Genomic DNA, 21,393 nt, shown 5'->3' on the forward strand with positions numbered 1-21,393 from the left:
AATACGTTAATTTAAATCATTTTGGTTTTTATCCATTCCACCTCAATTGGCAAAACCTGATAATCTTGTGCAATATAATTAAATGCATCTATGTTTCTAAACGCAAGCTCGTCCACAAAATAAACTTTAACATTTCGATCTAAACCCTCCCAATCCAAGTGTTTCAGTTTATTCAATTGCGTAACCGGATTTCCTTTAGTCAAAATGCATATTTTTTTGTTTAAAGAAATTAATTCTTTTAACAGTTTTTTTGTGGAATCAATCAAAATTAATTTCAAAGGCAATTGAGCATTGCTGTATAGGCGTTCAAAATTTTCTTTGTAAGATGATGCCAGATTGAACTTTGCTATCGTTTTGTCAATCACAGCTTCCTCACCGGAAGATTCATATGTTGATTTCATAAATTCCAGCAGGCCTTGGGCCAAAGGTCGGCTTTCTGTAAACTCGACGAAATTCGCAAATAAATAATAAATCTGTAAGATATAATCTTTCTTTTCGTAAAGAACATCATCAATTTCAAAAGCATACACTTCCTTTTGTTGAGGAAGATTTTGGAAAGTTAATTCACTCATTGGACTACGCACAAAACAACATCGTCCTCATCATCAGAAACAAGGCCTAATCCCGAAAAATCGGCAAAGTCAATTGTTCGGCTCTGAATAATAGAACGACCATCAATAAATACATCCAAATTCATCTCTTTGTTCGGATTCTCCAAAATAAATAGGTCTTCTAGTCTTTCTTTGGATGGAACTAAAAGTTCAATATCATACTCTTCAAATAAAATTTTTGCTTCCGCAAATGGCAACAATTCTTGTTTTCCAAGCGGAAGAATATAATTTATCCCCAAATCCAATGCAAGTTTTAACACCTCGTGCGCAAAAGTCGGATTTGCCCCTGTCGGAATGCCTGAGTAACTTTTAGTTAAAATTGATGGAATTTCTTCGCAGGTTGCAAAATACACGTCGAATTGATTTTGCAAAATTTGCTTTACACGTTGAGCCAGCGGCCTCGTGCCATAGGTTACCAATATTTTTTTCATCTTAGTTAAACTGAAATAAATCCATCACGCATATGGATCGTGCGATCGGAAATCCTGGCCAATTCTTCATTGTGCGTTACAATAATAAATGTCTGCTGCATCGAGTCCCTCAAATCGAAGAATAATTGATGGAGCGAAGCTGCATTCTCAGAATCAAGATTTCCAGAAGGTTCATCAGCCAAAAGCACAGAAGGATTGTTGATTAATGCTCTTGCGACTGAAACGCGTTGCTGTTCACCACCCGACATTGCCGAAGGTTTATGATTCGCGCGAGCAGAAACACCAAGAATATCCAACAGCTCCATTCCCCTTTTTTCTGCCACTTCTTTGCTTTCTCCTTTAATAAAAGCGGGAATGCACACATTTTCTAGCGCAGTAAATTCGGGCAATAAATGATGGAACTGAAAAACAAAACCAATGTGTTCGTTTCGAAAAGCACTCAGCTTTTTTTGATTCAACGAATTCACGGCCGTATTATTTATCCACACTTCTCCATTATCTGCCTTATCCAAAGTCCCGATAATATGAAGCAAAGTACTTTTCCCGGCTCCAGAAGCTCCAACAATGGAAACAATTTCACCTTTATTCACTTCTAGATTTACACCTTTTAAGATGGGTAAATCGCCATAAGATTTATAGATATTGTTTGCTTTCACAATCATATTGCGAAGTTAAATAAAATCATTCACAATAAAATTTGCATAGAATGACAAATAGTGTAGTTAAACAAAATGTTATTTTACCTTTTATGACTTGACCCTTACAATATAAAATCCTATTTTTACAATCAAATTTTGAGTCAATGAATATTCACGAATATCAAGGTAAAGAAATACTAAAAAGTTTCGGTGTAAGAGTACAAGAAGGTATTGTTGCAGAAACTCCTGAGCAAGCTGTAGAAGCTGCAAAAAAATTAAAGCAAGATTATAACTCGGACTGGGTTGTGATCAAAGCTCAAATTCATGCTGGTGGTCGCGGAAAAGGCGGCGGTGTTAAATTAGCAAAAAACCAAGACGAAGTTACACAACGTGCAACAGACATCATCGGAATGCAATTAGTAACTCCTCAAACTGGACCAGAAGGCAAGAAAGTTAGCAAAGTTTTAGTTGCTCAAGATGTATACTATCCGGGAGAAAGCGAAACAAAAGAATTTTATGTTTCAGTTTTATTAGATCGCGCGAAAGGCCGTAATATCATTATGTATTCTACAGAAGGTGGAATGGATATTGAAGAAGTGGCTGAAAAAACTCCTCACTTAATCTTCAAAGAAGAAATCGATCCTAAAGTTGGTCTTCAAGGATTTCAAGCACGTAAAATTGCTTTTAACTTAGGCTTAACTGGCGGAGCTCATAAAGAAATGGTTAAATTTATTGCCGCTCTTTATAAAGCATACGATCAAACAGATTCATCGATGTTCGAAATTAACCCTGTGTTAAAAACTTCGGACGATAAAATTTTGGCAGTTGATGCCAAAGTTGATATCGATGAAAATGCGCTATACCGTCACCCTGATTATGCCGCTTTGCGCGACGTAACTGAGGAAGACCCTACAGAAGTTGAAGCTGGTCAATCTAACTTAAACTATGTAAAATTAGATGGTAATGTGGGTTGTATGGTAAATGGTGCTGGATTAGCTATGGCTACGATGGACATTATTAAAATTGCTGGTGGTGAGCCTGCAAACTTTTTAGATGTTGGCGGTACGGCAAATGCAGAAACTGTAAAAGCTGGTTTCAACATTATCTTAAAAGATCCAAATGTAAAAGCAATTTTGATTAATATTTTTGGCGGTATCGTTCGTTGTGACCGTGTTGCTCAAGGTGTAATCGACGCTTATCAAGAAATCGGAAATATCCCAGTTCCTATTATTGTTCGTCTTCAAGGTACAAATGCGGAAGAAGCGAAAAAATTAATCGACGAATCTGGACTAGAAGTATTTTCAGCTATTCAATTAAAGGAAGCTGCTGATTTAGTAACTAAAGTCTTGAAAGGATAATTTCCTTTTATACTTATTGATAAAATGCCTTAATGAGAAATCATTAGGGCATTTTTATTTAGCGTATAATTTTAGTTGAACAAATTCTGCTTTTCTTAAATTATACCTTATTTTTGCATGCAAAATAATACCTTAAAAGGTATCAATCAAAAAAAATGGAACATACACGTATTAAAGAAATCCTGCGCAACGAAGAATTCGTTGGTAAAGAAGTTATTGTCAAAGGTTGGGTAAGAACATTTCGTAACAATCAGTTTGTTGCGATCAATGATGGCTCGACTTTAAATAATATCCAAGCAGTAGTCGATTTCGAAAATACAGATGAAAAATTGTTAAAAAGAATTACAACAGGCGCTTCCATCCGCGTTAAAGGTCAAGTAATTGAATCTTTAGGAAAAGGCCAATCTGTTGAAATTAAAGTGAGCGATGTTTCCATCTTAGGAGATTCTGATCCTGAGAAATTTCCATTGCAACCAAAAAAACACAGTCTAGAATTTTTGCGTGAAATCGCCCATTTACGTTTTCGTACAGGGACGTTCAATGCGATTTTCAAAGTTCGCCATGCTTTGGCATTTGCGGTTCATCAGTTTTTTAATGAGCGTGACTTTGTTTACTTGCACACGCCGATCATCACGGGTTCAGATGCCGAAGGTGCTGGAGAAATGTTCCGAGTAACAACATTGGACTTCGACAATACCCCGCGCACAGAATCTGGTGCAGTAGATTTTAAAGAAGATTTCTTCGGTAAATCGACAAACTTAACCGTTTCAGGTCAATTGGAAGGTGAGCTCGGCGCGATGGCTTTAGGAAATATTTATACTTTCGGACCGACTTTCCGTGCTGAAAATTCCAACACGACTAGACATTTGGCTGAATTTTGGATGATTGAACCCGAAATGGCTTTTTATGAGCTGGAAGATAACATGGATTTGGCAGAAGACTTGCTGAAATATGTGATCAAGTATGTGTTAGAGACATGTCCGGATGAAATTGAATTCCTTAAAAATCGTTTGTTAGAAGAGGAAAAGAACAAACCTGCTAACGAGCGTTCGGAAATGAACTTATTAGAGAAATTGACCTTTGTCATCAATAACGAATTTGAACGCGTGACGTATACTGACGCAATCGAAATTCTGAAACGTAGCAAGCCAAACCAGAAAAAACAATTCAAATATAGCATTGACGAATGGGGAGCAGATCTTCAATCAGAACATGAGCGTTATTTAGTTGAGAAACATTTCAAAAAACCGGTAATCTTGACGGATTACCCAGCGGAAATCAAATCTTTTTACATGAAGCAGAATGATATCGATGCGAATGGGCACAAGACTGTTCGTGCGATGGACATTTTGTTCCCTGGCATCGGAGAAATGGTCGGTGGCTCACAACGTGAAGAAAATCTAGATAAGTTATTAGCTAGAATGGCTGAAGTAGGTATCGAAGCGGAAGAAATAGATTGGTTTTTAGATACGAGAAGATTCGGAACTGCCCCGCATTCTGGTTTCGGTGTAGGGTTCGAACGCTTGATTTTATTCGTCACCGGAATGACCAACATCAGGGACGTAATTCCATTCCCGAGATATCCAAAGAACGCTGAGTTTTAAAAATAATCAAAAACCGTTAAGAACAATTTTAACGGTTTTTTTGTTGATAGAGAACCCTGTGGTATTTCTTTTCAGTTGAAAAGTTTAAATAAAAGAATTGATATGTTATTAAAAATATACGAAAACAACCCAAATCCTAAAGCGATTGATCAAGCTGTAGAAATCTTGAAAAAAGGCGGTGTGATCATTTATCCAACGGATACAGTTTACGGGATTGGCTGTGATATTACAAATCAAAAAGCGATCGAACGTGTTTGTTCTATTCGCGGATTGAAACCCGACAAAGCGAATTTGTCCTTTATCTGTTATGATTTGACGGACATTTCATTATATACGAAACCATTCGACACCACTGTTTTTCGGGTGCTGAAGAAAGCATTGCCAGGTCCATTTACATTTATTTTCAATGCGAGCGGTCAGGTACCAAAACTTTTAAGTTCAAAAAAGAAAACTGTCGGTATTCGTGTTCCTGATAACGAAATTGTACGTTTAATCGTCAAGGAATTAGGAAATCCTATTGTGACTACGTCAATCCATGATGAAGACGAGATTATCGAATATTCTACAGATCCAGAATTGATTTACGAAAAATATCAAGACAAGGTGGATTTGGTTATCGATGGCGGATACGGAGACAATGTCGCATCGACCGTTGTTGATGTAACCAATGGAGAATTTGAAGTCATTCGTGAAGGAAAAGGTGATCTGGAACAGTACCTATAATTAAGCTTCCTCTACCCTCTTTTTCAGAGCTTGATTAAATAGGATAAATCCATTAGTTGTAGCACCATCAATCATCTTTTTAAACAACGGAACTAAGAGTCCAGAAAAATTTTCTCCTTGGATAAATTTTGTTGTTTTTTCGTCAATGGCTTCAAATTTGAAATAATGTTCACCGTCAAACAATCCTGGAAAAATCAATTCTCCTTTCCATCGCAATTCCTGAAATTCGTCGAGTTTCAAGATTTTTGGTTTCATGGTCATTCCCGGTCCATCGGGTTGTTCTAATTTTATTTTAACAGATTTTCCGACTTGAGGGTATCCAGAGAAGTGTTTTAGAGTAGGGCTCCATTCGGGATAAGAATGAAAATCAGAAAAAATTGCCCAAACTTTCTCAATTGGCGCCTCGATACTAATTTCGTTTTCTATACTTTTTTTCATACTTCAAAAGTAAAGCACTTTGAAAGAAATGCGCTTGACAAAAATCAAGAATTTTCGCTCGATGTGAATGGTTGGGACTCTTTGCTCTACTAACAATGACAGATTTAATACTGGCTAATCCATATAGATATTGTTCCGTAGGAGCTACCGCTTTGTAGCACAAAATATTTCTCCGGTTTTTTTTCCTACAAAGCAGTTGTGCCTACGGTACATTGAGCGGAAAATGTATTGCCTTTGAAATTGCTCCGTAGGAGCAAAATGTTTGTAGGAAAAAAATACGTAATAATAATAGCGTGCCGTAGGTACGCAACAATTTATTTTTAAGCCATATAAATCTTGTCGATTGGATTGCGTACCTACGGCACGCATTTAATTCTCCTAACTATTTCTACAAACATTCAGCCTCTAACGAGGCTTTAAAATAAAGTATAATCCGACCTCTATTCATTATTCAATATATTTTACTGTTTTAGGAGCGTATTGACAAAAAATCAATTAGCACTTTACTATCAACATCTTCCAAAAGTTTTGTGAGCAAAATTTAGTTCCTCAGAGTAAAAAACGAATGTTCTCATTCTGAATGCGGTAGCAAATTTTAATTCTTAAAAATCAAGAATTCACTTTCGCTCGAATTCTGCTTAAGGTTTCGGCAGACATTCCGAGTACAGAAGCGATGTATTGCAAGGGAACTTGCTGAAAAACATCTTTATTATTTTCGAAATATTCCTGATAACGTTCTTCTGCTGAAGTGGAAATAAACTTGAAAATCCTGCTCTCCATTTGCATAAAACATTTGGCCATAAAACGTTTTTCCATAATGCTCCAGCTAGGGATTTCTTGTTCAAATAACTGATAATCGGATTGCTGAACGGTATAAATAGTCGCGTCGGTAAGCGCCTGAATCGACCAGCGGTTTGGCTGGTTGAAGATAAACGATGCCAAATCTGTAATAAAATATCCTTTTCCTGCAATCCATTGTGTCACTTCCCTAGATTCAGTATGGCAAAAAACCCGAAAATAACCTGATTCTATATAGGAAAATGTTTGGCAAGGTTTGCCTACTTGAGTGTAGAATTGATTTTTTACGAGTGTTTGTTTTTGGAATTTTGACAGAATGCGATTCAAATCATCCTGTTCGGCACTAAATAACCCCAGAAGTTGAAGCTTTAAATCCATTGCCTACAAGATAACCAGCTCTTCGACCACCACTTTTCCGACATATTCATTGACATTGACCATAATTTGCTTGCGCATCAGCATCAGCTCATTCTTGATTACAGCAGATTCCACTTTAACAAAAAGCTTCTTGTCTTTGATATAAATCTGTTGCGTACGGTTGGCGATGGCTTTGCCAATGATATTCGGCCAAGCCGAAAGAATGGATGTTTCATCGAATTTACGGCGCAGATGATACACATCCAGCATTTTTTCTACTGCCTGTTTGATAGAAATATCGTCATTTCTTCTAAATGCATCGTCTTTATAGTTCGCCATGAATCATCCCTCCTTGAATATCAAATATACGAATTGGATGAGCGATTTCGTCAAAAATCTTTCGAAGTCTCAATGCGTCCGTGTCGGTAATGAACAATTGTCCAAATTCGTCATCAGCCACAAGTTTCATCAACTTTTTTGTTCGATTGGCATCCAGTTTATCAAAGATATCATCCAATAATAGGATTGGATTCAAATGCTTATTCTTTTTCAAAAATGCATACTGCGCTAACTTCAAAGCAATCAGAAATGACTTTTGCTGTCCTTGCGAACCAAATTTCTTCAACGACATCCCATCATGAATTGTAAAATTCAAATCGTCTTTATGAATTCCTTGCGTTGTTCTTTCCAGTATTCTATCCTTTTCCAGATTCAGCTGTAACAAATTCAGGAAAGATTCGGAATGCAATGGCGATTCGTACAACAAAGCAACTTCTTCCGACTCATCAGAAAGGTAGGCGTAGTACTTTATAAACTCTGGATGAAATTCTTCCATGAAGCGCTTGCGCCGTTCAAAAATCTTTTCTCCAATAGAAACGAGCTGTAAATTCATGACTTCCAGCAGTCCCAAATCTAAGCTAAATTCTGCTTTAGCTTTTTTCAGCAAAGCATTGCGTTGCAACAAAACACGATTGTATGCGATTAAGGTATCCAAATATTGATTGTCCGTTTGTGAGATGACATTGTCAACGAACTTACGGCGCTCTTCACTACCTTCGGTAATGATTATATGGTCATTTGGTGAAATCATCACCAATGGAAATTGACCAATATGATCAGCCAATCGGGGATAATCCTTTTTATTCCGCTTGAATTGTTTCTTCTGATTTTTCTTTAAACTGCACGAAATCGTACTGGGAAGGTCGTCTTTTTCAAAATCGCCTTGAATCATGAAAAATTCTTCACCTTTTTTGATGTGCTGGGAATCTACAGGATTAAAATAGGATTTACAAAGGGACAAATAATGAATGGCATCTAGCAGATTGGTCTTGCCAGCGCCATTGTTCCCTGCAAAAGCATTTGTTTCTGGAATAAACGTTAACGTAGATTCCTGATAATTCTTGAAATTTAATAATGAAAGATGCTTGAGCCACATAGAAAAACAAAGATAAGCTTTAGAAAAACTAAACGCTTACTTTATTTCTTCGAAATCAATAAACTCACCAGCCGTAGCCGTTCCTTTTCGCTCGTCCTCTTTTGGCGGAACATAGTCCACATGGATTTTCCCATCCGGCTTCTGTTGCTGAGTCTTGAACTGATCAAAAGGGTTTGAATTTGTATATTGATATGATTGTTGTCCTGACTGTGATTGTTGTGCTTTTTGCATTAACTTTTCAGCCATTTTTCGCATAGCGAATGGCATGATAAGTCGCATCGCAAACTTAAATATATAATAAAATGCAACTGCACAGATTATAAAATATAAAAAGCTATTCATAATAATTTTACTGTTATCCTCAAATTTAATAAATATAGTTATTCAAAATGTTAACTGAATGTCAGAGATAGATTGATTAACATTATTTAAGATTTCACCTGAGCTTGTTTAACGGCTTTGACCAATTCGTCTGCTCGTTGCGTTCCGATGATGTAAATCAATCCATCCCTATCTGTTAACCAAACGGCATCTCTCCCATCTGAATAAAAACGAATCTTCCCATTCTTATGCAAATTGTACACTGGATTATTAAAAAAATAGGTACTGTATGGCTTTTTTTCTACTTTAACAATGGAGTTTAAATCAATTTTCACCAAACTTGTGCTCCACAATCCGCTCAATGTTAAAAAATTCGGAGTCACTTCCGTCTTGTAATTGATCATGTACATCATGATAATCGAAACCACGATAATCGAAGCACCGACAATAAAGAAAAGCTGGCTTGAAGCAAGATGATCTAAATTTAAATAATAGGCCGAAAAACAGAACAATGCCAATATCAATCGCACACTGATCCATGTTTTATCCCGTCCTAAATATTGTTTTTCTTGAAATAAGTATTCTTCTGCCATATGCTAATTTTCACAAACTAAAGTTACTACTTTTTGTGTTTTTCTGGTTAGTTTATACCGATTATCTATTCGATTATTTACTACCCACATAATATCATTATTTCCATTTAATAAAACACAGACCTCATCTTTCTCAAACAAGTTTAACTTGATGCCGATTAAATAGTCACTTACTTTTTTAAACCCCCTCATTCCTAAAGGAACAAACTTATCGCCATTTTTCCATCGCCTTAATGTCAAAGGAAAAGTTAATTTATCAAAATCGAATTGTGCAACACCCTCATCATTGTTAATCTCCGTGTTTTTATTGACCTCCATCAAGTATTTTTTATTCATAAATTGGAAATCAACATCTCGATGCTCGATAAGCAATTCTTCTTCATTTCGAACGGATTGCAACTTTCTTAACCAAATATACTCTCTATCCAATAACAATTCGTGTGAAGAAGATTCAAAAATCCGACCAGAACCATTTTCCCAAGAATCTTTCAGATCCTGCAGAATGGCTTTGGAAAAATTAAACTCATTAAATAGCGCAAAAACCATCGGTCCGCTGTTTAGATACACCTGTAGCTTGATTTTTTCGATTTTAAATAAGGTTTCTGAAACCGATTGAAACAATGCCTTTTTGACAGGAGCTAGAAATTCATTCAGCAGGCTGTAGGAATCATTGAAATTTTGAATGCTTTGAATAAATGTTTTATCAAATTCTGGATTGATTTCCCTCAACAATGGAACAACCTTCAGCCGGATTTTATTCCTGCTATATTTAGTCTCGAAATTTGACGCATCATCTCTGAAAGGCACATTCCATTGCTTCGCAATATCTTGAACATCCTGAGACGTGAAATGAAGGATCGGACGCAAAATTTTATCACGGATAGGCTGAATGCCGCACAAACCTTTCAACCCTGTTCCTCGAGTCAGATTTAACAGAACCGTTTCTACTTGGTCATTCGAGTGCTGCGCAACGGCAATGTATTGCGCTTCTTGCTCAATTCTCAATTCTTCAAACCAAGCATAGCGCAATTCCCTAGCAGATACTTGAATGGAAATTTTGTGCTGATCAGCAAACTTTTCTGTATCGAAAGATTTAACGAAGAAAGGCAACTTATGATTCAGCGCATACTTCCTTACTAATTTTTCGTCTAAATCAGATTCCTCTCCACGCAAGTTAAAATTACAATGAGCGAGAATTATCGAATAACCAGAACGGTAAAAAAGCTCCGTCATCACCATGGAATCCTTTCCTCCGCTGACGGCAAGAACCACAGTATCATCTTTTCCTAAAAGCTGATTATCAAGAATGTATCGTTGAAATTGACCTAAGAAATCCATAGGGCTAATTTAATGAAATAAATCAATCGATTTATTTGTCCTAAAAAAATGTTAAACACTCTTAAATCGTCTAGATTAAATGGAAAATGTATCTAATTTTTGCATATTTTTGAACCTGTGAGAATTTGGCTACTAGTATTACTTTTTTTTAGCGCTGCAGGTGTAACATTTGGACAAACTCCAATCCCTCAAAACCCTGCGCAACAGCAAAATAATCAGCCAATCAAGCTTATTAGCTCTGTTTATACCAAAATCTTAAATCAAAATACATTCAGCAGTCTTTCGCCTCTTTATGAGCATAATGGAAACACATTAAAAGCAGATAGCGGGGTCTTGTATGAAGATGATATCAAACGGCAGTTTTTTGAGGCCTTCGGCAACGTCGTAATCACGCAACCTTCAGGAACCGTAATCTATGCCGAACGTTTGCATTATGACGTGACCACGCAACATGCGATTCTCACGCGAAATGTCCGCATGGTTGATGGACCATCCGTTTTAACGACGAATTACTTAACGTATAATATGCGAAGCAAAACCGGAACGTACACCGGTGGCGGAAGAATTATCAGTAAAGGCGACACCATCACCTCTAAAAACGCTTATTATTTCGAATTAACGAAAGATGCGTATTTCAGAAATCAAGTAGTCGTCCGCACACCAGACGTCAAAATTTTCACGGATACCATGCGCTATAATTCGCTTGAGCGCGTGACCTACTTTTTTGGCCCAACCAATATCAAAGGGAATAATGGCGAAAATTTATACACGGAACTTGGAAATTACAACACAGGAACCGATGTTGCAAAATTTTCGAAAAATAACCTTTATACCGAAGGCTCTAAATTCTTGAAAGGCGATAGCTTGTATTATGAGCGAAATGGCGGTTTCGGAGAAGCTTTTCGCAACGTCGTTTTTATTGACACGCTAGATAAATTTTATGCAAATGGTGGATATGGGCTTTATAAACAAGGGGAAGAGTCAATTTTAATGACCGACAAACCCTTGATAACTTATGTCATCGTTCAAGACGATACCACGCAAAATAATGTGGCTCAAGATTCTGTCGCATTGGACGAAGAAAAAACATTAAGCCGACGAGAAAAAAGAAGGCTCGAAAAAGAAGCTGAAGTGGAAAACCAAGCTGACCTGTCTGATTCAACAGCTACCGAAATAAAGGCCATTGGCATTGCTCCACAGCCCGAACCGAAGATAGATTCGGTATACATGACGGCAGACACGCTTTTTTCGAAAGTGATTTTAGTAAAGGATTATAAACCGTTGGATTTAAAATTAAATCGAGATGGTGGAGAAATATTGGATGAAACCGATATCGATTATGGTGATGACGAAGATGAATTTGGAGTAGATTCACTGGGACGAGGTTCTTTAGAACTTGATTCTTTGGGCTTAGGAGATATTCAAAGAGGTACAGATTCATTAGAAACGAAGGTTGGACAAGAGCTTGTCAAAAAAGCAGAGGAGAAAATCGACTCAACGAAAATAAAAACGGCAAAACCGATTGTCGCGGCAGCAAAGAAAGAACTAACGGTAGAGCAAACCGTCAAAGCAGACAGCTTGCTTCGAAATAATGCAGAATTTCCGAGCGGCCTGGAGGCGGATAGTTTGCTATCCAAAGCGATTACATCCGTGCAGTTGCCTGATACCACAATTAAGGATTCTACCATTGCCTACTCCGATACCGCGCGTACGCGGATTGTGAATGCTTATTACAATGTGCGCTTATTTAAATCGGATTTACAGGCGGTCGCAGATTCAGTGTATTATGGCATGGTGGACTCGATGTTCCGTTTTATGGGTAAACCTATGATTTGGGCAGAAGGTTCGCAAATTTCGGCTGACACACTTTTCTTGCAGATTAAAAATCAAAAACTCGATAATGCGCTGTTAAAAGACAATGCTTTTATGGTCAATGTCGTTTTGGATACGGTGAAATTTAACCAACTCAAAGGACGAAAAATCACGGCATTTTTTACGAACAATAACGTCGATCGAATTTATGTGGACGGCAACGCCGAAAACTTGATTTTTACATCAAACGATAGTTTGAACATTATCAATGAAATGTTCCATGACCGCAGCAGCAGGATTAAAATCAAGATGGAGAACAAAGAAATCATCGATTATGTTTCTGCGAAAAAAGTAGATCAAAAAGTCTATCCATTTAAGCTGGTCAGTGCCGAAAATGAAATTCTTCCAGGTTTTATCTGGCGACCGCAAGACCGTCCAAAATCGAAAGAAGATTTATTAAATCGAAAACGAGAGGTTTCTACGCCTGTGGACCCGAATGAGAAGCCGGAAAATCCAGGTAAACGAACCGTTCAGGACGAGGTGATTGATAAGATTTTAGAAAATAAGGACAAGATCCTCGCCCCTCCTTTAAAGAAAGCAGAATAATTCTTCAGCCTAACAACTGCCGCAAATTTCTCTTAAGATTTTTTGGTTTCGGATAAAAACTCCGCTAGTTTTTTGACCGCTATCGCACGATGGCTAATGCTGTTTTTTTCGTCAGCACTCATTTCTGCAAAAGTCTTGTCGTATCCATTAGGAATAAATATTGGATCGTAGCCAAATCCTTTAGTACCCACTTTAGAATTGATAATCGTACCTTCAATAGCGCCTTCGAAAAAATAGTTTTGTGCATCGAGCTGCAACGAAATTACTGTACGGAAGCGAGCGCTTCTGTCAGTTATTCCTTCCATCTTTTGCAGCACCAATTCAATATTTTTTTCCATATCCCGAGAACCGGAATAGCGAGCAGAATAAACTCCTGGTTCACCATGCAAGGCATCAATCTCCAACCCAGAATCATCTGCAAAGCAATCCATATTTAGCTTATCCACTAAATAATCAGATTTCTGTTTTGCATTGGCTTCGAACGTGTCGCCCGTTTCGGGAATATCTTCATACAGGCCAACTTCTTCCAAAGTTTGAATATCGAATTGATTTCCGATTATAGCCTGAACTTCTTCTAGTTTATGCAGGTTATTGGTTGCAAATAGGATTTTCATTAGGATTGGATAAATGTTTTAAATTCTTGCCAGAATGCTTTCTTTTTATCTTGATTTGCAAACATCTCTTCAAAACTAAAGGTATTGAAAACGGTCGCTATCTTTCCTTTCATGTAGGAATTATGAGCAATCAGCGGAAGTTTTAAAGAGATAGGTTCAACGCCCAGCAAAATGATTTTCGTAGGTGTAAAATACTGCATGATTTGTTTAAAATCATTTGGATTATGCGCATTCGCCAAATTAACCACTGCGACATTCTCCGGCCCCAATTTGACCGCATCCATCATTTTGTTAAACGCATCTTCCGCCTCTGGCGAAAAATAAGGATAGTCGGGATAACGCAAAATAAACAGCACGCCTTTAGCTTTTGAACCTTGATAGATAAACGCTTCCTGCGCCGTTGGCTCTTGTGCTACAGCAATCGGTTCAGCTTCGCTTTGCTCATTTTGAATTTCATTCACATACAAATCATCCCCAAAAGAATAAATATCTTCTGACATAAAAGCCTGCAATGCAATTGGATTAGTAGTTTTCAAGATAATTCAAAAGTAAAAATTCAAAAGTAAAAAGTAAAAAGTAAAAAGTAAAAATTCAAAAATGTATGGCGGATTATAAGCTTTCATACTTGCTTTTACGTCATTCCGAAATTTTTCGGAATCCGCGACATCGAATCAATTGCCCTCCTTAGAAGAAAAGATTCGTGAACTAAAAATTGCGCACCGACAGGTGCGCAATCTAAATAATATGCTTAATTCCCTAAAACCCAAGCGAAGATCAAAGGCGCAACAATTGTCGCATCCGATTCCACAACGAATTTCGGTGTATCAATATCTAATTTTCCCCAAGTAATTTTCTCATTAGGAACAGCTCCTGAATATGAACCATACGATGTAGTTGAATCAGAAATCTGGCAGAAATACGACCAGAAAGGAACATCTTCCCATTCTAAATCTTGGTACATCATCGGCACAACACAGATCGGGAAATCACCTGAAATACCTCCTCCAATTTGGAAGAAACCTACACCTTTTCCGTCAGAATTTGCGCGGTACCATTCTGTCAAGTAAATCATGTATTCGATACCAGACTTAACAGTACTTGCCTGTAATTTTCCTTTAATCACATTGGAAGCAAAAATATTTCCCGTTGTCGAATCTTCCCATCCCGGACAGATAATTGGCAAGTTCTTTTCAGCTGCCGCAACAATCCATGAATTTTTTGGGTCGATTTCATAGTATTGTTCCAAAACACCAGAATTAACCACTTGATATAAGAATTCATGTGGCAGATAGCGCTCGCCTTTCGATTCAGCAGCATGCCAAACATCTTCTAAATGCTTTTGCAAACGGCGGAAAGCTTCTTCTTCTGGAATACACGTATCCGTAACACGGTTGAAATGGTTATCCAATAATTCACGTTCTTGCTCTGGAGTCAAGTCGCGGTAGTTCGGAACACGTTTATAGTGAGAATGCGCAACTAAATTCATGACATCTTCTTCCAAGTTTGCACCTGTACAAGAAATAATAGCCACTTTATCCTGACGAATCATTTCAGCCAAAGAGATTCCTAACTCGGCTGTACTCATCGCACCACCTAAAGAAATCAACATTTTACCGCCAGCATCCAAATGTGCTTCGTACCCTTTAGCTGCGTCAACCAATGCTGCCGCATTGAAATGCAAATAATTTGTTTCTAAAAACTGAGAAATAGGTCCTCTTTGTTTACTCATGATTTAAATCTTTATGCCTAAAAAATATTGGCACAAAGGTAAGGATTTGTTATGAGCTAGCGAATTTTTAGGACTTTATAAGCATCTCTTTAAGCGGATAATTGATTTCGCTTTCTCCGTTCACAATCTGCTGATGGTTATTGATCACAACAGACAAAGGATGCGCCGAATTATTTTGGATCCTAAACGTATTTTTTGAAATCCTGACTTCCAACAAAGATTCGCGAAACGTAATTTTAAACGAAAATGCATTCCAGCTTTCTGGCAAGAAAGGTGTAAAATTCAACTTCCCATTCTTCACGCGCATACCGGCAAATCCTTCAATAATGCTCATCCAGCTCCCTGCCATGGAGGTAATGTGCAAGCCATCTTCCGTATCGTTGTTGTAATTATCCAAATCCAATCTTGCCGTACGCAGATAAAATTCGTAGGCTTTATCTTCGCGTTTTAGCTTTGCAGCTAGAATGCTGTGGATGCATGGCGAAAGCGAACTTTCATGCACCGTTTTTGGTTCGTAATAATCATAGTTTCGTTGCAGAGTCTCTTGGTCATAGTCCTCTTCGAAGAAATACAAACCTTGTAACACATCCGCTTGCTTGATAAACGGCGAACGCAAAATTCGATCCCAAGACCAATTTTGGTTAATCGGACGTTCAGATTTCTGCAGATCCGAAACCGTTAAATCTTCTTTATCCAAATAGCCATCTTGCTGTAAGAAAATTCCTAAGGATTTATCTTCTGGAAAGTATAGATTATCAATAATATTTTGCCAATCGCTTAATTCTGTTTCTTCAAACGAATTTTTGCTGCATATAATTTCATAGCTCGACAAATCAGCAACTTTCAACGATTCCAAAAGCTTCTTCGTATAATCTAAACACCAAAGGGCTATCCGATTTGTGTACCAATTGTTGTTGACATTATTTTCATATTCATTTGGCCCAGTCACACCGAGCATCACAAACTTGTTTTTGTCTTTGCTCCAATTCACGCGCTGCTTCCAAAAACGAGCAATCGCCAGCAGCACATCCAGCCCAAATTCTGTCAAGTATTTTTCGTCGCCTGTATAGCGCACATAGTTGTAGATCGCAAATGCAATCGCACCGTTTCTATGGATTTCTTCAAATGTGATTTCCCATTCATTATGGCTCTCAGTTCCGTCCATCGTAACCATTGGAAATAAAGCAGCTCCATTTGTGAAACCCAAAGTCTGTGCATTTTCAATGGCTTTTTGCAAATGGTTGTGGCGATAAACCAACAGGTTCCGACTGACTTCCACTGGAGAAGTTGCCAAATAAAACGGCAGGCAATAGGCTTCTGTATCCCAATAGGTCGCACCAGCATATTTTTCTCCCGTAAATCCTTTCGGCCCTATATTCAAGCGCGCATCTTTCCCTGTGTAGGTTTGATACAATTGAAAAATACTAAAGCGAATGCCCTGCTGTGCCAATAGATCACCTTCAATGATCAAATCGCCTTCCGCCCATTTATGCGTCCAAGCTTCAGCTTGATTCTGTTTAAGTTTTTCAAAACCCAATGCCGTTGCAGCAGTTAGGATTTGAGCAGATTTTGCATATAAATCCTCTTGATTGTAATTCAAAGAAGAAACAACAGCTGCGATTTTTTCCAGGCTGATCTGTTCTCCTTGTTTTATCGAAAGTTCGTAGTGCTTCGCAATGAATTTTTCTTTTCGAACGACCTCTCCAGCAACTTCAAGTTGCGTGTTGTTGCTAAATAATTTATTTGAGGCTTGAATGGCTAAATCAAACTGTGTTTTTAAGGTTCTTGTTTGAAGAAAGATTGTATCTTGATCGTCATGATCCCTTACAAAATCCCAAAACTTCGTTTCATAATTGCTGTCTTCATTTCGTACATCGCCGTCCAAATAAGAAATGATTTTTACTTTTCCTGAAAAATTCACGGCTTCAATCTGGTAGCGCAAGCCTGCGATTTCATCTTGATCAATGCTGCAAAATCGGATGGAATTAACTTTAACAATTTTTCCGCTCGTTAATTTCGCTTCGAAAGAGCGCGACAAATACCCATCTTGCATATTCAATGTGCGGTTGAAATTCAACACCTCACATTGATGCAGATCCAAAACTTCGCCATCAATTTCTATTTCCAAACCAATCCAGTTGATGGAGTTGATTACCTTATCAAAAGTTTCAGGATAGCCATTTTTCCACCAGCCAACACGAGTTTTGTCGGGATAAAATATACCCGCAACATAGGATCCTTGCAACGTTTCTCCTGAATACGTTTCTTCAAAATTAGCGCGCTGCCCCATTCGGCCATTGCCAATGCTAAATAAACTCTCTGCTATTTTATTTTTCTGAGGATCAAATCCTTCTTCTATAATATTCCAAGCATCCGCTTTACTGTAACGCTCCATCTAATTTCTTAATTTTTAGTTTGTAATAATGCTAAATTTACCGCTGCCAATGAACCGACCGTAAAATCAGCTTGACGCAAATCCTCTGCTTTTCCGATTCCAATGACTTTCATGCCCGCTCTTTTCCCTGCCTCTACTCCTGCCTGCGCATCTTCGAAAACAATGCACTCTTGGGGATCGGCTTCTACTAATTTGGCCGCCAATAAAAATACTTCTGGATCAGGCTTTGATTTGCTGACTGAATTTCCATCAACAATTGCATCGAAATACGGACTGATGCCTGTCTTTTCTAAAATTAACGGTGCATTTTTGCTTGCAGAGCCCAATGCGATTTTAATTCCATTTTCCTTTAATTCGGACAAGAGTTCTTTCGATCCAGGCAGTAATTCTTCGGGTGTCATTTCGGCAATCATGTCTATGTACCAATCGTTTTTTAGGGTTGCCAACTCCAGCTTTTCTGTATCGCTTTTTTCTATGTTTCCCCAGCCTAACAATTTATTCAAACTATCCACCCGGCTAATTCCTTTTAGCTCCTCATTTTGGATTTCGGTGAAAGAAAACCCTAAAGAATTGGCCAGTTTTTTCCAGGCAATAAAATGGTATTTGGCTGTATCAACCAATACACCATCTAAATCAAAAATACATGCTTTCACGTGTGCTTACTTCTTTAATTCTATAACTAATGTTTTTTGCTGTGGAATCACAATCGAAGTCAGATTGTCCACTTTTTCTTGAGAAAGAATATTTATTCCGGAGGTAAAACCATCCAATCGCTGACTGAATCGAGCAAGATCTAAGGTTTTATCCTCCTTTTGATTGTTCATGATAATCATGACCGTTTTATCCTCATTATACCTGAAATAAACATAAATATCGTTCTCGGGAATATACTGCATCAGTTTTCCTGTTTGCAATACCGGATTATTTTTTCGGTAATTTGCTAAGGTTTTAACAAAATTAAAAGCTTCATTCTCTTGCTCTGTTCGGCCTGAAGCGACAAATTTATTGACTTTGTCCTCTTGCCATCCTCCCGGAAAATCTTCTCTGACTTTTCCGTCAGGATCTGCAAAATTCTTCATCAGAATTTCAGTGCCATAATAAAACTGAGGAATACCGCGCGTGGTCAATAACCAAGCAATTCCCGATTTATAGCGTTCAAAATCTTCCCCAATTACAGAATAATACCGACTTAAATCGTGGTTGTCCAAAAACACAACATTGCGCGTAGCATCTTCATATAAATAGTCGCTTGCTAAAGTATTGTACATACGGGTTAAACCTTCCATCCACCCGGACTTTCCATTCAAAGCATCGTTTATAGACCAATAGGTCTGAAAATCTGTAACCCCTTGCAATTCTGTATCTATTCCTTGATTGATTTTATTTCCTTTGGTGAAAAATGCTTGATTTGGCACTCCATGTACCCATGTTTCCCCGAAATAAGTCATTTTAGGATATTCCGCTGTAATCGCTTTTGCCCATTCGGCCATGTATTCCAGATCATTGTAAGCGTAGGTGTCTAAACGAAAACCATCGATTCCTGCTTCTTCAATCCACCAGATATGGCTTTGCGTAATGTAATTTCTGACGAACGGATTTTCCTGATTCATATCAGGCATGTGGCGGTCAAACCAGCCATCAACCATAATTGTCTTATCCACAGCAGCTGCATATGGATCCATCTGCACTTGTTCGCGGTAATTTGTTTTCGTGTAGGTCGGCCACTGATGTACCCAATCTTTCATGGGCATATCTTTGATTGTGAAATGTTCCGTTCCCACATGATTGTGAACCAAATCTTGGATAATTTTAATTCCTTTTTTATGACTTTCGTCAATGAGTTTCTTATACGCTTCATTGCCTCCAAAACGTGGATCGACATGGTAGTTTTCGGTATTGGCGTAGCCATGATACGATGTTCTTGGCTGATCGTTTGTCAATACAGGATTTAACCAAATGGCGGTCACACCCAACTCCTGCAGATAATCCAAATGTTGCGTAACTCCTTCTAAATCGCCTCCATGCCGAGAGTACATGCTATCCCGATGCACAGCCATCTCATTCATCCCTTTAACTTGGTCATTTTTTGGATTTCCATTCGCAAAACGATCAGGCATAATCAAATAAATAAAATCTGATGTATTGACACCTTGAAGCTGTAGATGGTCAGTTCTTCTTGCTTTTAAATCAAATGCTTGCGTAAATTTCTTACCCTTGCCGTCATTAAATTCAAACTTTACTTGTCCGGCTTTTGTCTGCTCCGCAATGTTTAAATCCAGGAACAGGTAATTTGGATTTTCAACTTTGTTTACTTTCTCAATAGTTACTCCCGAATAGGCAGTTTGAACAGTATAGCCAGCAATGTTTTCTCCATAAACTAACAATTGCACTTTCGGGTTTTTCATACCTACCCACCAATGCATTGGTTCTATGCGTTGAACTTGTGCAAAGGAAAGCGTAGCGAAGAAAAGGAATAAAAAGAAAAAATAAACTCTCATGTTTTTTGGATTATAAAGCGTGCAATTCATAAAAGAATCACACGCTATTCAATGTTTAGTTTTTAGTTAAGGTATAGACTAACGTCGTTGGATTAATCGAGATGGAATAGTTTCCTGCTGTTGCAATGGATAAATTTCCTCCCGAAGCACTTAATGTTCCTGATCCTCCACTTCCTAAGCTTGTTCCCCAATCATGGTTTTTACGGAATTTAAATTCTCCAGCCACTAGATCCATTTTTCCTACATAGTTGCCTGCACCATCATTGACAAATTTCAAATCAACATCTTTGTCCCAATTGCTTCCCGGAACTGCCGCTCCGATAACAGACCATACATCTGCATCGTCTATCGTATATGTCAATGTATTCAAATCAACAGTTACCAATTTAGCACCTGCTGTGACTGCTGTTAAGTCGCCACCGCTAGTACTCAATGTGCCATTGCCACCATCTCCATAGCCAACATTCCAATTTTTTTGAGGTGTGATTTTAAATGTATAATTACCTGTTGTAAAGACTATAACTCCTGAATAGATACCGTTGCCAGTAATAGAAACTAGTGAATCTGCTGTTTCAGGAACCCAATTTTGATATGCTCCTGGAACGTATACCCAAGAGGTTAAAGGAATCGGTCTTGAAGTAATTTCTACTATACTGCTGTAGATGGCCACCGTACTTGATAAGGCCGACTTCAAACGTACTTCCACTTGCGAATCTGCATCAAGCGGTAGGTTCAGCGATGACATTAGGTTATTAAATTCCAAACCCGTAAACGAGTGTGTGAAGACGTCTTTCGCTAAAACAACTTCCTTGAAGGGTGTAAAACTTGTTCCCTTCAAGCCAAATTCTAGTGAATAGGTGATTCCTGACTTGAATCCAAAATCTGAAGGCGTAAGCGTAAAAGTTACTTTGGTATCATTGAGCGTCGCTTTATCAATTGTTACTGCATTTACTGAAGCTGTTAGCGTGCCCGAAGTTCCTGAATTCGCCACCGTCAATTCTCCTTCCTTTTCACAAGACACAAAGAATGTGCTGATGAATAGGATTAGGATTGCGCTTATGTTTAATTTATTTTTCATTTTCTTAAATGCTAAA

Annotated in this window: 21 protein-coding genes; 4 read left to right on the top strand and 17 right to left on the bottom strand. The window is 38.0% G+C overall.

All coding sequences use genetic code 11. From position 1 onward, the window contains the following. Nucleotides 1-11: 11 nt before the first annotated feature. From C4F49_RS07510 to C4F49_RS07520, 3 genes are read right to left on the bottom strand one after another with little or no spacing between them, the layout of a single operon-like run. Nucleotides 12-572 carry an HAD family hydrolase gene (locus C4F49_RS07510; RefSeq protein WP_196935256.1) on the bottom strand — a complete coding sequence of 187 codons (561 nt, stop codon included), beginning with the start codon at nt 570-572 and terminating at the stop codon, nt 12-14. Continuing rightward, nucleotides 569-1,042: a hypothetical protein gene (locus C4F49_RS07515; RefSeq protein WP_196935257.1), complete on the bottom strand. Its 474-nt coding sequence runs from the start codon at nt 1,040-1,042 to the stop codon at nt 569-571. Before C4F49_RS07515 ends, C4F49_RS07510 begins: the two co-directional genes overlap by 4 nt. A 5-nt stretch (nt 1,043-1,047) precedes the next feature. Beyond that, complete coding sequence (locus tag C4F49_RS07520; protein ID WP_418895782.1) at nt 1,048-1,701, bottom strand: ABC transporter ATP-binding protein; 654 nt, start codon at nt 1,699-1,701, stop codon at nt 1,048-1,050. Nucleotides 1,702-1,844: 143 nt separating this feature from the next. On the opposite strand from C4F49_RS07520, the gene sucC reads away from it, so the two are divergent. The 3 genes from sucC (at nt 1,845) to C4F49_RS07535 (ending at nt 5,365) form a co-directional block, all read left to right on the top strand. Then, a complete protein-coding gene (gene sucC, locus C4F49_RS07525) occupies nt 1,845-3,038 on the top strand; it encodes an ADP-forming succinate--CoA ligase subunit beta (RefSeq protein ID WP_196935259.1) in 1,194 nt (397 codons plus the stop codon). A 155-nt stretch (nt 3,039-3,193) separates the two neighbouring features. After that, the gene (asnS, locus tag C4F49_RS07530) at nt 3,194-4,642 is read left to right on the top strand and encodes an asparagine--tRNA ligase (RefSeq protein ID WP_196935260.1); all 1,449 of its coding nucleotides are present in this window, start codon (nt 3,194-3,196) and stop codon (nt 4,640-4,642) included. Between the two features lie 102 nt (nt 4,643-4,744). Beyond that, the gene (locus tag C4F49_RS07535) at nt 4,745-5,365 is read left to right on the top strand and encodes an L-threonylcarbamoyladenylate synthase (RefSeq protein WP_196935261.1); all 621 of its coding nucleotides are present in this window, start codon (nt 4,745-4,747) and stop codon (nt 5,363-5,365) included. Here the strand turns inward: C4F49_RS07535 and C4F49_RS07540 are convergent, their stop codons facing one another. The 7 genes from C4F49_RS07540 to tilS all read right to left on the bottom strand — a co-directional run bounded on the left by C4F49_RS07540 (nt 5,366) and on the right by tilS (nt 10,645). Continuing rightward, nucleotides 5,366-5,803, bottom strand: a complete 438-nt coding sequence (locus tag C4F49_RS07540; RefSeq protein WP_196935262.1) for an SRPBCC domain-containing protein — start codon at nt 5,801-5,803, stop codon at nt 5,366-5,368. It lies immediately after the preceding gene. 609 nt (nt 5,804-6,412) lie between these two features. Continuing rightward, the gene (locus tag C4F49_RS07545) at nt 6,413-6,979 is read right to left on the bottom strand and encodes a Crp/Fnr family transcriptional regulator (RefSeq protein ID WP_196935263.1); all 567 of its coding nucleotides are present in this window, start codon (nt 6,977-6,979) and stop codon (nt 6,413-6,415) included. A 3-nt stretch (nt 6,980-6,982) separates the two neighbouring features. Next, nucleotides 6,983-7,297, bottom strand: coding sequence for a DciA family protein (locus C4F49_RS07550; protein ID WP_196935264.1), 315 nt, complete (start codon nt 7,295-7,297; stop codon nt 6,983-6,985). After that, a complete protein-coding gene (gene recF / locus C4F49_RS07555) occupies nt 7,284-8,393 on the bottom strand; it encodes a DNA replication/repair protein RecF (protein WP_196935265.1) in 1,110 nt (369 codons plus the stop codon). Before recF ends, C4F49_RS07550 begins: the two co-directional genes overlap by 14 nt. A 36-nt stretch (nt 8,394-8,429) precedes the next feature. Beyond that, nucleotides 8,430-8,735: a DUF4834 family protein gene (locus C4F49_RS07560; protein ID WP_196935266.1), complete on the bottom strand. Its 306-nt coding sequence runs from the start codon at nt 8,733-8,735 to the stop codon at nt 8,430-8,432. An 86-nt stretch (nt 8,736-8,821) separates the two neighbouring features. Continuing rightward, nucleotides 8,822-9,307 (bottom strand): hypothetical protein, encoded by a 486-nt coding sequence (locus tag C4F49_RS07565; RefSeq protein ID WP_196935267.1) that lies wholly within the window; start codon nt 9,305-9,307, stop codon nt 8,822-8,824. Nucleotides 9,308-9,310: 3 nt separating this feature from the next. Then, nucleotides 9,311-10,645, bottom strand: coding sequence for a tRNA lysidine(34) synthetase TilS (tilS, locus tag C4F49_RS07570; RefSeq protein WP_196935268.1), 1,335 nt, complete (start codon nt 10,643-10,645; stop codon nt 9,311-9,313). Between the two features lie 117 nt (nt 10,646-10,762). Here tilS and C4F49_RS07575 point away from each other — a divergent pair, with 117 nt between their 5' ends. Beyond that, the gene (locus C4F49_RS07575; RefSeq protein WP_231388233.1) at nt 10,763-13,063 is read left to right on the top strand and encodes an OstA-like protein; all 2,301 of its coding nucleotides are present in this window, start codon (nt 10,763-10,765) and stop codon (nt 13,061-13,063) included. Between the two features lie 32 nt (nt 13,064-13,095). On the opposite strand, the gene rdgB is transcribed toward C4F49_RS07575, so the two are convergent. The 7 genes from rdgB to C4F49_RS07610 form a co-directional block, all read right to left on the bottom strand. After that, nucleotides 13,096-13,677: an RdgB/HAM1 family non-canonical purine NTP pyrophosphatase gene (gene rdgB, locus C4F49_RS07580; RefSeq protein ID WP_231388234.1), complete on the bottom strand. Its 582-nt coding sequence runs from the start codon at nt 13,675-13,677 to the stop codon at nt 13,096-13,098. Further along, a complete protein-coding gene (locus C4F49_RS07585; protein ID WP_196935269.1) occupies nt 13,677-14,177 on the bottom strand; it encodes a hypothetical protein in 501 nt (166 codons plus the stop codon). Before C4F49_RS07585 ends, rdgB begins: the two co-directional genes overlap by 1 nt. A 248-nt stretch (nt 14,178-14,425) precedes the next feature. Next, on the bottom strand, nt 14,426-15,406 hold the full coding sequence (locus C4F49_RS07590; RefSeq protein WP_196935270.1) for a deoxyhypusine synthase family protein: 981 nt from the start codon (nt 15,404-15,406) through the stop codon (nt 14,426-14,428). A gap of 67 nt (nt 15,407-15,473) precedes the next feature. Further along, nucleotides 15,474-17,801: a family 65 glycosyl hydrolase domain-containing protein gene (locus tag C4F49_RS07595; RefSeq protein ID WP_196935271.1), complete on the bottom strand. Its 2,328-nt coding sequence runs from the start codon at nt 17,799-17,801 to the stop codon at nt 15,474-15,476. An 8-nt stretch (nt 17,802-17,809) separates the two neighbouring features. Beyond that, nucleotides 17,810-18,454, bottom strand: a complete 645-nt coding sequence (gene pgmB / locus C4F49_RS07600; RefSeq protein ID WP_196935272.1) for a beta-phosphoglucomutase — start codon at nt 18,452-18,454, stop codon at nt 17,810-17,812. Nucleotides 18,455-18,460: 6 nt separating this feature from the next. Then, nucleotides 18,461-20,299, bottom strand: coding sequence for a glycoside hydrolase family 13 protein (locus tag C4F49_RS07605; protein ID WP_196935273.1), 1,839 nt, complete (start codon nt 20,297-20,299; stop codon nt 18,461-18,463). A 55-nt stretch (nt 20,300-20,354) separates the two neighbouring features. Continuing rightward, on the bottom strand, nt 20,355-21,377 hold the full coding sequence (locus C4F49_RS07610; RefSeq protein ID WP_196935274.1) for a SusE domain-containing protein: 1,023 nt from the start codon (nt 21,375-21,377) through the stop codon (nt 20,355-20,357). Nucleotides 21,378-21,393 lie beyond the last annotated feature (16 nt).

This window comes from Sphingobacterium hungaricum, from assembly GCF_015210005.1.
GTDB lineage: Bacteria > Bacteroidota > Bacteroidia > Sphingobacteriales > Sphingobacteriaceae > Sphingobacterium > Sphingobacterium hungaricum.

Coding starts and splice junctions, on each gene's coding strand:
- C4F49_RS07510 (WP_196935256.1), bottom strand. CDS start 572: ATGAGTGAATTAACTTTCCAAAATCTTCCTCAACAAAAGGAAGTGTAT.
- C4F49_RS07515 (WP_196935257.1), bottom strand. CDS start 1,042: ATGAAAAAAATATTGGTAACCTATGGCACGAGGCCGCTGGCTCAACGT.
- sucC (WP_196935259.1), top strand. CDS start 1,845: ATGAATATTCACGAATATCAAGGTAAAGAAATACTAAAAAGTTTCGGT.
- asnS (WP_196935260.1), top strand. CDS start 3,194: ATGGAACATACACGTATTAAAGAAATCCTGCGCAACGAAGAATTCGTT.
- C4F49_RS07535 (WP_196935261.1), top strand. CDS start 4,745: ATGTTATTAAAAATATACGAAAACAACCCAAATCCTAAAGCGATTGAT.
- C4F49_RS07540 (WP_196935262.1), bottom strand. CDS start 5,803: ATGAAAAAAAGTATAGAAAACGAAATTAGTATCGAGGCGCCAATTGAG.
- C4F49_RS07545 (WP_196935263.1), bottom strand. CDS start 6,979: ATGGATTTAAAGCTTCAACTTCTGGGGTTATTTAGTGCCGAACAGGAT.
- C4F49_RS07550 (WP_196935264.1), bottom strand. CDS start 7,297: ATGGCGAACTATAAAGACGATGCATTTAGAAGAAATGACGATATTTCT.
- recF (WP_196935265.1), bottom strand. CDS start 8,393: ATGTGGCTCAAGCATCTTTCATTATTAAATTTCAAGAATTATCAGGAA.
- C4F49_RS07560 (WP_196935266.1), bottom strand. CDS start 8,735: ATGAATAGCTTTTTATATTTTATAATCTGTGCAGTTGCATTTTATTAT.
- C4F49_RS07565 (WP_196935267.1), bottom strand. CDS start 9,307: ATGGCAGAAGAATACTTATTTCAAGAAAAACAATATTTAGGACGGGAT.
- tilS (WP_196935268.1), bottom strand. CDS start 10,645: ATGGATTTCTTAGGTCAATTTCAACGATACATTCTTGATAATCAGCTT.
- rdgB (WP_231388234.1), bottom strand. CDS start 13,677: ATGAAAATCCTATTTGCAACCAATAACCTGCATAAACTAGAAGAAGTT.
- C4F49_RS07585 (WP_196935269.1), bottom strand. CDS start 14,177: ATGTCAGAAGATATTTATTCTTTTGGGGATGATTTGTATGTGAATGAA.
- C4F49_RS07590 (WP_196935270.1), bottom strand. CDS start 15,406: ATGAGTAAACAAAGAGGACCTATTTCTCAGTTTTTAGAAACAAATTAT.
- C4F49_RS07595 (WP_196935271.1), bottom strand. CDS start 17,801: ATGGAGCGTTACAGTAAAGCGGATGCTTGGAATATTATAGAAGAAGGA.
- C4F49_RS07605 (WP_196935273.1), bottom strand. CDS start 20,299: ATGAGAGTTTATTTTTTCTTTTTATTCCTTTTCTTCGCTACGCTTTCC.
- C4F49_RS07610 (WP_196935274.1), bottom strand. CDS start 21,377: ATGAAAAATAAATTAAACATAAGCGCAATCCTAATCCTATTCATCAGC.